We start from the raw sequence: 13,316 nt of genomic DNA, 5'->3' as shown, positions 1-13,316 counted from the left end.
TTTTTACTCCTTGAGTTCAAATTTTTCAATATTTTTTGGATAAATTTTTTCTATAGTTTCCTTATATAATAAAAAGAGTTGAATAGATATCTATTCAACTCTTTTAAATTCACTTCCAACATATATTTTATCTTTAATAAATTTAACTATTATTTTAGAAATTTCACCATAATTTTCCCCTTGAAAAAATTCTACACACTCATTTCTAAACCTATCAAAGGTATTTAAATAGGCAAAGAGAGCTCCATTTGAACTTCCAGTTGCAGCTTCTTCATTTATTCCATAAAGTGGAGCAAAATTCCTACAATATATTTTGTTGTTATCAAAAGTATATATATGATACCCTATTACATCATATTTTTTAGATATCTCTTTTATCTTATTATAATCTAAGTTCAAGCCATTTAGCAATTCTCTGCTTTTAACAGAAATAAGAATATCTCTCAATCCTGTATAACCTATAACTGGTTTAAGATCCTCGTATAGAAAATCTTTATCTATATCTAGTGAATCTAAAACCTCTTTTGAATCTAAATTATAATCTATTTTAAAATCATCCTGTTCCAAAAATATTTTATCTTTTTGCACGATAACATTTAAATCTTTAAAATCTAATCTTTCTATATACTCTCCATCTTCAATAATTTTATTTTTTTTTAAAATATAAAATGCTGCTAAAGAAGCATGACCACAAAACTCTATTCTGCACTCTGGTGTATAAAATTTTAACTCAAAGATTTTGTCACTCATCTTTTTTATAAAAACTGTCTCTGAAAAATGAAGTTTGGCAGCTATCTCTTGACATTTTTCTTGAGATAAATCTTTAGTTAATATAATTACACCAGCTTTATTCCCACCTTTTCCTTCATGAGTAAAAACATCTACTATGTATTCTATCATAATATTTTTATTTTATCTCTCTTTTAACTAACTCTTGAACAGCATACGAAGCTACATCATCAGCATAAGTTCCCGCTCCAAATCCAGCATCATACCCTAACTCTTTTGCCAATTCATGTGTTATTCTAGCTCCACCACATATAACTAACATTCTATCTCTAAGTCCTTCAGCTTCTATCATCTCTATAAGTTCTACCAAATTTTTTATGTGAACATCTTTTTGAGTTACAGTTTGTGAAACTAAAAGTACATCGGCTTTTATCTCAATAGCTTTTGCTATAAAATCTTCATTCAGGACTTGGCTTCCCATATTTAAAGCTTCTATCATCTCATATCTTTCTAATCCATAGTGCCCTGCATACCCTTTCATATTCATAATTGCATCTATTCCAACTGTATGTGCATCCGTTCCTGTACTTGCTCCTAAAACTACAATCTTTCTACCTATATTCTCTTTTACAAATTTATCTGTTGCTTCCATCGACCAAGTTGTCGACTCAACCTTTGGAACGTATATTGACTCATAATCTACGGTATGAGTACAACTTCCATAACAGTTAAAAAATGTAAATCCCTCTGTTAATTCTTTAAAGTATGAAACCTGTGGATTCAAAAATCCCATCTTCTTCATCAACTGTTTTGCTGCCTCAACTCCCTCCGCTCCTGCAGGAACTGGTAATGTAAATGAAAGGTGTGTTTTACCATCGTTCATTGTATCTCCATATGGTTTTACAGCTTTCAAATCCAGTGTTGTATCAAAACTTCTCTCTTCCATTGAATATAATCCACCGCTCATTATTTCACCTCTCCCAACATTTTTGGAATAAATAGATTCATATAGTTAGCTCCTTTTCCAACAACACCAGCTAACCCTTTTCCTCCTGTTCTACTTCTTTTTATATCTGCAAACGTTCCCTTTTCTAAAGAATTAAATAATCCATCATGAACCATTTTTTCTAAAAGTTGCACTGATTCCTCTAGTACAGATTGAGCTCTTTTTTGAATTATTCCATCAGTTTTAAACTCTATCTCAGATCCAAAATCTCTCATATTATTAAATATATATCTTGCGTTCTCTATTGCTAAATATCTATCAGACATAAACGGTGTGTGTATCGCTTCTGTCATCATTCCTAAAAGTTGTAATCCTTGACCTGTCATTATTGCAACTTGATTAAATAGAGCATCTTGAATATGACCTTTAAAAACATTTCCAGTCATAAATTTTGTAGGCGGCATATATTTTAATGGTGCATTTGGGAAAATCTCTCTTGTCATCTGAGCTTGAGATAACTCTAAAAGGAATCCATTTTCTAATTCAGGGTCAATCTCAAAGGCGTGTCCAAGTCCCATCTGCTCCTCTGGCAATCCAGCCATAAAAGCAAGCTGTTCATTTATTAAATCTGAAGCTAAAACTGTATGAGCATTTTCTACTGCATCCGCCGTTGTTAAGTAATTATCCTCTCCAGTATTTATTATAACCCCTGCAAAGCCATTTATAACTCTTGAGAAAAATTGATCTACAAGTGTTCTTTGCATATTTATATCCCTAAACAGAATTCCATAAAGAGCATCGTTTAACATTACATCCAATCTTTCTAACGCTCCCATTGCAGCTATCTCTGGCATACACAATCCTGAACAGTAGTTACAAAGTCTTATATATCTTCCAACCTCTTCCCCAACCTCATCTAAAGCTTTTCTCATAATTCTAAAATTTTCCTGAGTTGCAAAAGTTCCACCGAATCCCTCTGTCGTAGCTCCATACGGCACATAATCCAACAAACTTTGTCCTGTTGTTCTTATAACTGCGATTATATCAGCTCCCTGTCTTGCTGCAGCTTGAGCTTGTATTACATCTTCATATATATTTCCAGTTGCTACTATTACATAAAGGTAAGGCTTTGGACCCTCTCCTATTCTAGTTAAATATTCATCTCTTTTCTCTTTATTAGATTTTATTCTATCTACCGAAGAGTTCACAAGTGGTTCAATAGCTTTTTCTACTTCATCTTTCGAATGTTGATTTAGTTTTGTTAAATCTAACTCTCCTGCACTTACTTTTTCCGCTATCTCTTGCGAAGACAATTCAGTTTCTAAAATAGCATTTCCTATAAAATACATAACTCCCTCAGACAAAACTCCTTTATCTTTTAGATGATCCACAACTATATTCGGTAAAGGAACTTCATCTATATCAACTCCGTCTATTCCTAGAAGTCTACATATAGTTCTTTCAACTGCTACTGTTGTATATGAATCCACAAACTTTTGAACATCCATAGCTATATCTTTTGCAAGTCCTCTAGCTTTCTGAACTTTATTAAAATCTAAACCCAATTTACTTTTAAACATGAATTTTCCTCCCTATAAATACTCGTATGCGTTTTGTATAATTTCATCATCTATCTTAAGTAATTTAGCTATTGTGAGAGCTTCTTCTGGAACATCCCCATCGTCAACCTCTACTAAAGAGTAATCTATAAAATTCTCTATATTTTTATAGTCTATATTTTCTTCAAGCACATCTTTTTTTATTCCTACAACCCTAAGTTTTGTGACATCCTTTCCAATATCATCATAGTGCGTTGTTATAATAGCTTCAATAGAATATCTATCCAAAATTTTTACAACAGATTTTAGAAGTGCTCGTCCCTCTTCTGGATTTGTAGTTCTAGCTAACTCATCAATAAGAACTAAGGGTCTTACACCTTTTTTTATTTTTTTTACTATATTGTCAATCTCTAACATCTCAGCTGCAAAAGATGACAATCCCTCTTCTAAAGATTGTGAATCTCCGATAGATAAATAGATATCATCTAGTAGTTGAAGTTCTGCTGACTCTGCTGAAACAAAGAATCCTGTTTGAGCCATCACTTGAATTAATCCCAAGGTTTTCAAGGTCAAGGTTTTCCCCGACATATTAGCTCCTGTTATAACAGTAACTCTCTCTCCTAAAGATATATCTATCTTTTGATAAACTCTCTCTTTATCTTCTAACGATTTTAAAACTTTTGGGTTAAACATCCCTTTAATTTTTGTTTTATTGCCAAAAGTCGGCTTTACCAGATTCAATCTTTTTGCCTCATAAGCTTTTGCAAGAACAAAATCTAGATACCCTAATCTTTTTATTGAACTTTTTAAAACTTGGTTATAGTTTAATAACTTTTTACTAATAACCTTTCTTACATCATCTTCCAACTCTATCTCTTTATCATATAAACTTTCATCTTTTGTTTCCTTTATTTTCTCTCTTATCTCCCTCAATTCAATAGAATATGAGCTATAAATATGAAAACTAGCGATTCTGATTTTATCTGGATCCAAAATATCTATAACTTTTTCTAAGTTTTGTGGAGCTAGATCTTTATAATTTTCTTTTAACAATTCGTAGATTTCTTGGGAAATCATGGAAAAAATCTTAATCTCAAAAAGTTCAACATCATCTAATACATATCCATTTGTAACTCTTTCAACTATACTGCTTATATCCTTTAGATTAGATAGTTTCCTTTTTATTACAGAGTATATCTTCTGATTTTTTTCTAATAGATCTATTACAATCTCTAAATTATAAAACTCTTTCTCCAATAAGAGAGGATCATTTGAAAACTGAAGCTCTTTTACTCTTTTTTTTCCAAGCTTACTGCTAATATCTAATTTTTCTAAAATATAATCAAAGTTTACTTTTTCAAATTTCATATCCCTCCTCCCTTAGATTTACAACTGGAACATCTGTAAATTGCTTAATATCTTCTACAAGCTCCTTCCAATCTAAAACATATCCCGTTGGAGATACTGGATTTACAGTAATCGCAACTAACTCTGTATTTAAAAGAACTTTCAATTTTCCACCTCGTCGAATAAATCTATTTAGAACATCTGGTGATAAAAATATTTTTGTAAAATCTTTAACTAAAATTTCAACATTTTCTATAAAGCTCTGTTTTATCATATTCTCTACGAACCTTTCAGTTAAAACTCCTGTTATGTAAAGAGTACATGGTTCCTCAAATATATTTTCCTCTAATTCTGAAAAATTTAGAATTGATCTTATTGGAAGTTTGTTTATAATCTCTCCATTTAAAACTATTTTGTATATTCCATCCTTCAATCTTAAAATTTCATCTCGATTTACCCAATCAACTCTTTCTAGTTTCAAAAGATTTATAACATGTTTAGTTTTCTTTACAACCTCTTTTGCATTTATTGAAACTGAAGCTCCTGTAGATAAAACTATCCCCTCTGTAATAATAGGAGACCCCACACTCATTCGTGACAGGGCCCCATCTACTAAAACACAATCCATACCTTTTTCCAACATCTCATCTATTATCTCTTTTATCCAAGAACTGTTCGAGGGTCCAGAGAGTAAAACCTTGCCTTCTCCAAGTGCTCGTGCAGTTACAACTCTTCCTAAAGCTGTCGATTTCTCACTCACATTTAAAATCTCTGCTTCAAATCTTTTTTTACAATAGTGTTTTTCACTTGTTACGAAAACCATGCCCTCATATATTGTTATCTCTGGCTTTGATGTAGCTGTAACTATATCCACTGTCTCTCCATCTATACCTATAGATGTAACCCCCGCTAAAACCCTTTCAGTATTAAATCTCTTTAAGATATAATTCATAGTTTCTGTTTTCCCCACATTTTTTTCCAGTCCAATCGTTGCTATACTTCTATATTTTTTTATATCTTTTATAAAGGGCATGATTTTCCTCCTTTAAATGAATCTTCTATATTTTAATGAGCGTTTCTTTGTTTTCTATCAAGTTGTCTTGGCTCTAATGTTTCCTCACATCCGCTCATAAGTCCTGCTACTCCAACTTGTTTTCTCTTAACCTCTCCTTTACAAACTTCACATTCACATGTATTCACATAGTTTGTCGGTTGAGTATATGTTGTTATTACTCCTTCAAAGTTTCTTAATATAACTTTATCTGGTGATTGCGAAATTATGTAATTTGGCATAACTGGAGTTTTCCCTCCTCCTCCTGGAGCATCCACAACAAATGTTGGAACAGCATATCCTGATGTATGTCCTCTTAATCCCTCTATTATTTCAATTCCTTTTGAAACTGGAGTTCTAAAGTGCTCAATTCCCATTGATAAATCACATTGATATATATAGTACGGTCTAACTCTCATCTTTACTAAGTTATGAACTAGCTCTTTCATAACATGAACGCAGTCATTTACTCCTTTTAATAACACTGATTGGTTTCCTAATGGAACTCCCGCATTAGCAAGCATCTCACAAGCTTTTTTCGCTTCAGGCGTAATCTCTTTTGAATGATTAAAATGAGTATTTAACCAGATTGGATGATATTTTTTTAACATATCACAAAGCTCAGGTGTAATTCTTTGTGGCATAACAACAGGAGTTCTTGATCCTATTCTAATGATTTCTACATGTGGAATAGCTCTAAGTTTACTTATAATGTGCTCTAATTTTTCATCCGATAAAAGTAAAGCATCTCCTCCCGAAAGCAATACATCTCTAACTTGTGGAGTATTTCTAATATATTCTATCGCCTTTTCAATTCTTTCCATAGGAACAGCTTGATCTGTTTGACCAGCAAATCTTCTTCTTGTACAGTGTCTACAATACATTGCACACATATCTGTAACTAGTAATAACACTCTATCTGGATATCTATGAGTTAATCCTGGAACTGGTGAATCTCCATCTTCATGCAAAGGATCTAATTGATCCGCTTCTGATCTATGTAGTTCATTTATTGAAGGAACAGCTTGCATTCTCACAGGGCACTTTGGGTCGTTCAAATCCATAGTGCTTAAATAATATGGTGTAATTCCCATTCTTATTGTTTCTAACGACTTTTCTATTCCCTCTTTTTCCTCATCAGTCAAAGTCATCATAGTTTCTAACTGTTCCATGTTTTCAATTCTGTTTCTTATCTGCCACTTCCAATCATTCCACTGCTCATCAGCTACATTAAATCTCTCTCTCAAATTCATCATACTAGACTCCTCCAAATTTTCTATTTAACCCTTTTTATTTTTTAACATTGACTAAACATATAATTTTTCAAATAGCTCTTTAATCGCCTTTGATTCTCTTATGATTTCTAATGTCAAATTAGCATGACCTTTCGTGTATCCATTTCCAACAATCATAGATACATCTTTCCCCACTCCTTCTGCTCCTAATGCTGCTTTTGTAAATGAAGTTGCCATTGAGAAGAAATATACAACCCCATCATCTTTTGCTATAAGAATTGATGACATCTCTGTCCCTGGAACATTCACATTATTTATAACAACATCACAAAGTTCCCCATTTGTAATCTCATTTATTTTGTTATATATCTCCACTGGCTTTGTTGCATCTCCCACTAATACAACATGAGCTAATCCTAAATCTCTTATTCTTGCAGCGTTACTTTCAGAATATTCAAATACTATAACTTTTCCATCTTTCCCTACATTTTTCATAGCTTGATAACAACAAAGGATTCCAGATTTACCTCCTCCTCCTATTATACAAACTGTATCGCCTTCCTTTACTAGTTTTTCAACTTGAGCTGGTGCACCAGCTACGTCTAAAGCTGCAAGTGCTAACTTCTCTGGAATATCCTCTGGTAACACTGCATATATTCCACTTTCAAAAAGTACTGCTTTTGCATCTACATCAACTTGATCATTTGATATATTTACATTCTTTATTTCCTCTATTTTTAAAGGTGTCAATGATAATGAAACCAATGTCGCAATTTTATCTCCAATTTTTAGATTTTTATCTGGGAAATCCTCTCCAACCTTTTCAATTGTTCCTATTAACATTCCACCAGATCCCGTTACAGGGTTTTGCATTTTTCCTCTTTCTGCAACTATGTTTTCTATCATTTCAGCCATCTTTTTTTCATCTCTATTACAAGCTTCTTTTATTTGTGTAAAACTAGCTGAATCTATATTTAAAGTTTGAACGTTAATTAAAACTTCATTAGACATAATATCCATGCTATTACAAATTTTTAAAGCTCCTTGTGGCAGTGATCCAACTGGTTCTATTACTCTGTGTGTTCCAAATTTACATCCTTTTTTCATAATAATATCCTCCTAGTTTAAACCTAATATTTTTCTTGCTTCAGTTGGATTTGCTATCTCTCTTCCAAACTCTTTTGCAATTCTCACAACCTTTTCAACCAACTCTCCATTACTCTTTGCTAAAACTCCCTTACTTATATATATATTGTCTTCAAATCCAACTCTTACGTGACCTCCTGAAATTATAGAAGCCGCCGCAAGAGTGAATTCAAATTTTCCTATACCTGCAACCGAATATGTAGATCCACATGGAATGCTTTCTTTTAAAAAGATAAAATCTCTTAACTCTCCTGAGATTCCACCATTTACTCCCATTACAAAACTAAAGTGAACCGGTTCTTTAATAAACCCCTTTTTAGATAATCTAACTGCCATATCTATCATCGACTTATCAAAAACTTCAACCTCTGGCTTAACACCCAAATCTATCATCTTTTTTCCAAACTCTTTTATCATATTCTCAGTGTTTACGAAAATTTCATCTCCACCAAAATTTAAAGTACCACAATCTAATGTTGCCATCTCAGGATTTAGATAAACTGGCTCCAATCTCTCCTCTGAAGTCATCCCCACTGACCCTCCTGTCGATGGTTGAATAATTACATCTGGACACTTTTCTCTGATGGCTTTTATACACTCATCATATCGCTCTTTTCTCTGAGTTGGAGTTCCATCATCCTCTCTAACGTGAAGATGAATAACACTCGCCCCCGCACTATATGCACTATAAGCTTCTCTAGCTATCTCTTCTACTGTGTATGGAACAGCTGGATTATGATCCTTTGTAACCTCAGCTCCACAAATTGCGGCTGTTATTATTAATTTCTCCATAATTACCCCTTTCTTTGAACAGCTTTTGGAACTACACATGTCCCAACTGCTTTACATACTACAATAGGTTCTTCTAAAAAATCTGCTGCTGAATCACATATATCAACTCTTGGAACTATTACCTTTCTTGCTTCAAAGCACATAACTCTAGATGTATTTCCAATTTTTGTAATCTCTCCAACAACCTCTAAATAATCTCCAGCATAAACAGGAGCCATAAACTCTACCTCACTATAAGCCTTAAATAAACCCTCATCCCCATCATGTTTTATCAATAGCTCTGTTGCTACATCTCCAAACAACTGTAAAATTCTTGCTCCGTCTACTAAATTCCCACCATAATGAGCGTCTGCTGTACTCATTCTTAGTCTTATCATCGATTTTGTCATAACTCCTGTCTCCTTTACTCTTTTTTTATTATACTAACTCCTCTGTTTCTACCATCATATCAATCTCTTCATTTTCACCCATCAAACTCACTTCTGGTTCTGCTGGAAGTGCAAATCGTGGAATAAGTCTATCTAACCCTGTTAAAGTCAGTATCAAGATACTTCCCACAGCTATATAAGCCATAAAATTAAATTTTATAATACTCATTGCTGTGAACGATGCCAATGGATAAACTGCGTTTGCAATTCCTAAATAGAATCCTATATAAACGTGCCATGGAATTAACTGAGATCCAAAAACTCCTAGTGCATCACTAAAAGTAGCATTTCTTAATCTCAAAGTTTCGATTGCTTCAGGACTTCCCTTAACATTTTTCTCCACAAGCTCTTTTATAATTGGACCTATTGTAACTATCTGCGCCATCTCATCAGCCAATGCTGCATTTCCTAAAACTGATAAAACTCCATTATAGAACATAAGTTGTCTAACATTTCCAGAAATCTTTTTAATCAAAGTTGATATCGGTCTAAACGCATCCATAATTTTCATTATTCCACCAAACGCTGCAACCCACATCATCATTACAATTACCCAAGATCCCGCTCCTTCAAAACCAGTATAAATTAAGTCTAAAAAAGCTCCTGGACTCTCTACAGTTCCTGCAAACATACCACATATAAACGATGCAAATATACCAAGGAATAAGCATAATAAAGTATTTACTCCTTTAAAAGCTGAAATTAAAACTAATATTAGAGGAATAACCATATAATAAGGCACTCCACTTTTAACTTGGTTAAGTAATGCAACTGCACTCTCTCTTTTCTCTGCTAGAGCGGCCCATGCTGATTCAGGTATTTGATTTATAGCTTCAACTGGACTTCCAACCTCAGTTGGTAATCCCATAGCAACACTAACTACATAGAAAGTTATTACTGCACAAACCAATACAAGTGCCGACCATACTCCTTGATGTCTTATTCTTTTTACAACTTCAACTCTTTGAATTCCTGAACTTACGATTGTTGTATCTGAAATAAGACCTATGTTGTCACCAAAACATGCTCCTCCAGCAATAGCTGCTAAAGTTAAATACATATCTCCTCCAACTATATGATTCAGCCATAAAAATATTGGTGCACATGCTGCAAATGTTCCCCAGCTTGTTCCAGTCGCAATTGATAGAATTGATGTTACGATTATTCCAACTACTGCTACTGTTCTTGCTGTCAATCCAAATCCTAAAGCTATATTTATAATAGAAGCTCCAACCCCCGTAGCCATAAAAGCTTCGGCCATTGCATATGCCATCATTAGGATAAAAAAGGCTATTTGCATCTCTCTTGCATTTTTTATACACGCATCGATAATCTCATTTATTTTCTTCTTTGCTACTAAACCTGCTACCAATGCCGCATAAACTGTTGCTAAAGGTGCTGCTAATAATGCATCATACCCACTCATCATCAGTCCTGCTAAAACTAAAACTGGACTGAGCTTTATTATCGCCGTTACCGTTCCCATATCTTCCTCCTAAAATGTTTATTTTCTCATAAAATTTCAAGTAGGATGTAAGTGAGTGCTTACTTTAGTTTTGTCATTAGCTATATATACCCCACCTTTTTTCCTAAGTCAATAGTCATTTTTTCAAAAAAAATATTTTAAAGTCTCATTTCAGTTCTAAAACTACATATTACAGACACTTTTGAGTTAAAAAAATATTTTTGAATTTAAAAAAAATTTGACAAATTTAATTATTTCGAGGTAATAAGGGACCGTTAAATATTTTTTAATTACGATTTCGAAAATAAGGAGGAAAAAATGGTATTTGAGAATATTATAATTCAGTTTTATGAAAAGATCTGTGTTGTGAAAATAAACAGACCAGAATCTTTAAATGCCTTAAATGAAAAAACATACAAAGAGATTTATGAGTGTTTTTTAGAGCTTGAAAAAAATAGTGATATTGATGTTATTCTTTTAACTGGTGAAGGAAGATCTTTTGTTGCTGGAGCGGATATATCTTTTATGAAAGATTTAACTACAAAAGCAGCCAAAGAGTTTGGTATTTTAGGTACTAATGCATTCAACGCAGTTGAAAATATCAATAAAGTTGTTATTGGAGTTATAAACGGATTTGCTCTTGGCGGTGGTTGTGAACTTGCAATGGCTTGTGATATTCGTTTGGCTTCTGACAAAGCTAAACTTGGCCAACCAGAGGTTGCGCTAGGTATAACTCCAGGTTCTGGTGGAACACAAAGATTACCTAGACTTGTCGGATTAGCAAAAGCAAAAGAACTTATTTACACTGGATCTATAATCGATGCTTATGAAGCGGAAAAAATTGGATTAGTCAATAAAGTAATTGAACACGACAAACTTATGGATTCAGCTTTTGAAATGGCGAAAAAAATAAGCTCTAATGCTAAGTTAGCTGTTCAATATTCAAAAGAAGCTATAAATAAAGGAATCCAAGTTGATGAAGCAACATCTATGTTTATCGAAAGTAGTCTTTTTGGACTTTGCTTCTCTACCGATGATCAAAAAGAGGGAATGGCTGCATTTTTAGAAAAAAGAAAACCAAATTTTACTAACAAATAAAATTCTAGGAGGAAATGATATGAAAGTATTTATTATTGGTGCTGGAGTTATGTCTACTGGTATTGCTCAAGTTTTTGCAACAGGAGGGCATGATGTTTTAATCACTGATATCTCTGAAAATGCTCTTTTGAACTCTAAAAAAAGTATAACGAAATCTTTAAGTAAACTTGTAGAAAAAGAGAAAATTACAGAAGACACTAAAATTAGTATTTTAAGCAAAATTGAAACTACTTTAAACTTAGAGGATGCAAAAGAGGCTGACTTAGTTATCGAGGCTATATCTGAAAAAATCTCTCTAAAAAAAGAACTTTTTTCTAAATTAGATTTGATCTGTTCAAAGAAAGCTATCTTTGCTACAAATACATCCTCTCTTTCAATCACAGAGATAGCGACATCTACAAAGCATCCTGAAAGAGTTATCGGAATGCATTTCTTTAATCCTGCTCCTGTCATGAAACTTGTTGAAATCATCAAAGGATACACGACAAGTTCTGAAGTTTATGAAACTATTTTTTCTCTTTCAAAAGAATTAGGAAAAGAACCTGTTTTATGTGAAGAAGCACCTGGATTTATTGTAAATAGAATTTTAATCCCTATGATTAATGAGGCTATCGGTATTTTGGCTGATGGAATTGCAACTATAGAAGATATAGATAATGCCATGAAATATGGTGCTAATCATCCTATCGGACCACTTGCTCTTGCAGATTTAGTTGGTTTAGATGTTGTTTTAGCTATTATGGATGTTTTAAGTTCTGAATTTGGTGATACTAAATATAGAGCTCATCCTCTTCTAAAGAAAATGGTTCGTGCTGGAAAGCTTGGTAGAAAATCTGGTGAAGGATTCTATAAATATTAAAAAGAAAAAGAGAGAAACCTCTTGGTATTCTCTCTTTTTTAATCCAATTTTTTATATCTATTAAGCGAGTTTTGATAAAATTTTATCTTCTCTTCTAAAAAATATCCATCTCTATCTCCAGTGAAATTTCCTTGAGTTAATATTTTTAAAAGAAATCCACCCATAATACTACTCAACATATCATTTACAAAAATTTCTGGAGCATATTGAATTTTATTCTCATAAAAAACTCCAATAAAATGATCTACTAAATAATTTCTAAAATCAATCGTTCTTATAAACTTTTGATTTTCACTATCCGATAGTTTCAATTGTAATCTAAAAATTATTTCATGTTGCTGTAAAAAACTTTGATATAATAAAATACTTTTTGCAATATCTTGCTCTAAGTTTCCCGTCAAACTCTCATGTAAAGATTTTATTATCTTGCTCTCTTCAACAAATTTATTTATAATTTCCTCTAAAATATTATTCTTTGTTCCAAACAATCTAAAAATTGTAACTTCATTACATTCAGCTTCTTTTGCTATTCGCTTTGTTGATACCTTTTCAAATCCCTCTTCTGAAAAAAGCTTTTGTGCGCACTCTAAAATTCTATCCCGTGTTTTCATCAATGCCTCCTGATTTCTCCAGTATTTTCCACTATCCCAATTATATACCT

General features: G+C 32.8%; 13 protein-coding genes. 2 read left to right on the top strand and 11 right to left on the bottom strand.

What is annotated here, in order from left to right; genetic code table 11:
• Positions 1 to 90: 90 nt before the first annotated feature.
• The 10 genes from L992_RS03440 to L992_RS03395 are packed head-to-tail and all read right to left on the bottom strand — an operon-like array spanning position 91 to position 10,719.
• Positions 91 to 900 carry a PhzF family phenazine biosynthesis protein gene (locus tag L992_RS03440; RefSeq protein ID WP_047381910.1) on the bottom strand — a complete coding sequence of 270 codons (810 nt, stop codon included), beginning with the start codon at positions 898 to 900 and terminating at the stop codon, positions 91 to 93.
• Positions 901 to 907: 7 nt separating this feature from the next.
• The gene (locus L992_RS03435; protein WP_047381913.1) at positions 908 to 1,696 is read right to left on the bottom strand and encodes an OAM dimerization domain-containing protein; all 789 of its coding nucleotides are present in this window, start codon (positions 1,694 to 1,696) and stop codon (positions 908 to 910) included.
• A complete protein-coding gene (locus tag L992_RS03430; RefSeq protein ID WP_047394417.1) occupies positions 1,696 to 3,255 on the bottom strand; it encodes a lysine 5,6-aminomutase subunit alpha in 1,560 nt (519 codons plus the stop codon). The genes L992_RS03435 and L992_RS03430 overlap by 1 nt, the downstream gene beginning before the upstream one ends.
• Positions 3,256 to 3,267: 12 nt before the next feature.
• Positions 3,268 to 4,602, bottom strand: coding sequence for a hypothetical protein (locus L992_RS03425; RefSeq protein WP_047394415.1), 1,335 nt, complete (start codon positions 4,600 to 4,602; stop codon positions 3,268 to 3,270).
• Positions 4,592 to 5,614 (bottom strand): hypothetical protein, encoded by a 1,023-nt coding sequence (locus tag L992_RS03420; protein ID WP_047394414.1) that lies wholly within the window; start codon positions 5,612 to 5,614, stop codon positions 4,592 to 4,594. The genes L992_RS03425 and L992_RS03420 overlap by 11 nt, the downstream gene beginning before the upstream one ends.
• A 32-nt stretch (positions 5,615 to 5,646) precedes the next feature.
• Entirely contained in the window at positions 5,647 to 6,888 is a 1,242-nt protein-coding gene (ablA, locus tag L992_RS03415) for a lysine 2,3-aminomutase (protein WP_047381922.1), read from the bottom strand.
• A 51-nt stretch (positions 6,889 to 6,939) separates the two neighbouring features.
• A complete protein-coding gene (locus L992_RS03410) occupies positions 6,940 to 7,974 on the bottom strand; it encodes a zinc-binding dehydrogenase (protein WP_047394411.1) in 1,035 nt (344 codons plus the stop codon).
• 12 nt (positions 7,975 to 7,986) lie between these two features.
• Positions 7,987 to 8,805 (bottom strand): 3-keto-5-aminohexanoate cleavage protein, encoded by an 819-nt coding sequence (locus L992_RS03405; RefSeq protein ID WP_047381925.1) that lies wholly within the window; start codon positions 8,803 to 8,805, stop codon positions 7,987 to 7,989.
• Between the two features lie 2 nt (positions 8,806 to 8,807).
• Positions 8,808 to 9,194: a hotdog domain-containing protein gene (locus tag L992_RS03400; RefSeq protein ID WP_047381927.1), complete on the bottom strand. Its 387-nt coding sequence runs from the start codon at positions 9,192 to 9,194 to the stop codon at positions 8,808 to 8,810.
• 28 nt (positions 9,195 to 9,222) lie between these two features.
• Positions 9,223 to 10,719: a Na+/H+ antiporter NhaC family protein gene (locus tag L992_RS03395; protein ID WP_047381929.1), complete on the bottom strand. Its 1,497-nt coding sequence runs from the start codon at positions 10,717 to 10,719 to the stop codon at positions 9,223 to 9,225.
• A 297-nt stretch (positions 10,720 to 11,016) separates the two neighbouring features.
• Between L992_RS03395 and L992_RS03390 the strand changes: the two genes are divergently transcribed.
• Together L992_RS03390 and L992_RS03385 are read left to right on the top strand one after the other, a co-directional pair.
• The gene (locus L992_RS03390) at positions 11,017 to 11,796 is read left to right on the top strand and encodes an enoyl-CoA hydratase-related protein (RefSeq protein ID WP_047381932.1); all 780 of its coding nucleotides are present in this window, start codon (positions 11,017 to 11,019) and stop codon (positions 11,794 to 11,796) included.
• A 19-nt stretch (positions 11,797 to 11,815) separates the two neighbouring features.
• Positions 11,816 to 12,655, top strand: coding sequence for a 3-hydroxybutyryl-CoA dehydrogenase (locus L992_RS03385; RefSeq protein WP_047381934.1), 840 nt, complete (start codon positions 11,816 to 11,818; stop codon positions 12,653 to 12,655).
• Positions 12,656 to 12,693: 38 nt separating this feature from the next.
• Here the strand turns inward: L992_RS03385 and L992_RS13095 are convergent, their stop codons facing one another.
• Positions 12,694 to 13,266, bottom strand: a complete 573-nt coding sequence (locus tag L992_RS13095) for a TetR/AcrR family transcriptional regulator (protein ID WP_052191683.1) — start codon at positions 13,264 to 13,266, stop codon at positions 12,694 to 12,696.
• Between the last annotated feature and the right edge of the window lie 50 nt (positions 13,267 to 13,316).

It is taken from the genome of Cetobacterium sp. ZOR0034, from assembly GCF_000799075.1.
Lineage (GTDB): Bacteria > Fusobacteriota > Fusobacteriia > Fusobacteriales > Fusobacteriaceae > Cetobacterium_A.
This window is presented reverse-complemented; position numbering and strand designations above follow the sequence as displayed.

Bases quoted from the DNA above. Each gene is read 5' to 3' on its own strand.
- L992_RS03440 (WP_047381910.1), bottom strand. From the start codon at position 900: ATGATAGAATACATAGTAGATGTTTTTACTCATGAAGGAAAAGGTGGG.
- L992_RS03435 (WP_047381913.1), bottom strand. From the start codon at position 1,696: ATGAGCGGTGGATTATATTCAATGGAAGAGAGAAGTTTTGATACAACA.
- L992_RS03430 (WP_047394417.1), bottom strand. From the start codon at position 3,255: ATGTTTAAAAGTAAATTGGGTTTAGATTTTAATAAAGTTCAGAAAGCT.
- L992_RS03425 (WP_047394415.1), bottom strand. From the start codon at position 4,602: ATGAAATTTGAAAAAGTAAACTTTGATTATATTTTAGAAAAATTAGAT.
- L992_RS03420 (WP_047394414.1), bottom strand. From the start codon at position 5,614: ATGCCCTTTATAAAAGATATAAAAAAATATAGAAGTATAGCAACGATT.
- ablA (WP_047381922.1), bottom strand. From the start codon at position 6,888: ATGATGAATTTGAGAGAGAGATTTAATGTAGCTGATGAGCAGTGGAAT.
- L992_RS03410 (WP_047394411.1), bottom strand. From the start codon at position 7,974: ATGAAAAAAGGATGTAAATTTGGAACACACAGAGTAATAGAACCAGTT.
- L992_RS03405 (WP_047381925.1), bottom strand. From the start codon at position 8,805: ATGGAGAAATTAATAATAACAGCCGCAATTTGTGGAGCTGAGGTTACA.
- L992_RS03400 (WP_047381927.1), bottom strand. From the start codon at position 9,194: ATGACAAAATCGATGATAAGACTAAGAATGAGTACAGCAGACGCTCAT.
- L992_RS03395 (WP_047381929.1), bottom strand. From the start codon at position 10,719: ATGGGAACGGTAACGGCGATAATAAAGCTCAGTCCAGTTTTAGTTTTA.
- L992_RS03390 (WP_047381932.1), top strand. From the start codon at position 11,017: ATGGTATTTGAGAATATTATAATTCAGTTTTATGAAAAGATCTGTGTT.
- L992_RS03385 (WP_047381934.1), top strand. From the start codon at position 11,816: ATGAAAGTATTTATTATTGGTGCTGGAGTTATGTCTACTGGTATTGCT.
- L992_RS13095 (WP_052191683.1), bottom strand. From the start codon at position 13,266: ATGAAAACACGGGATAGAATTTTAGAGTGCGCACAAAAGCTTTTTTCA.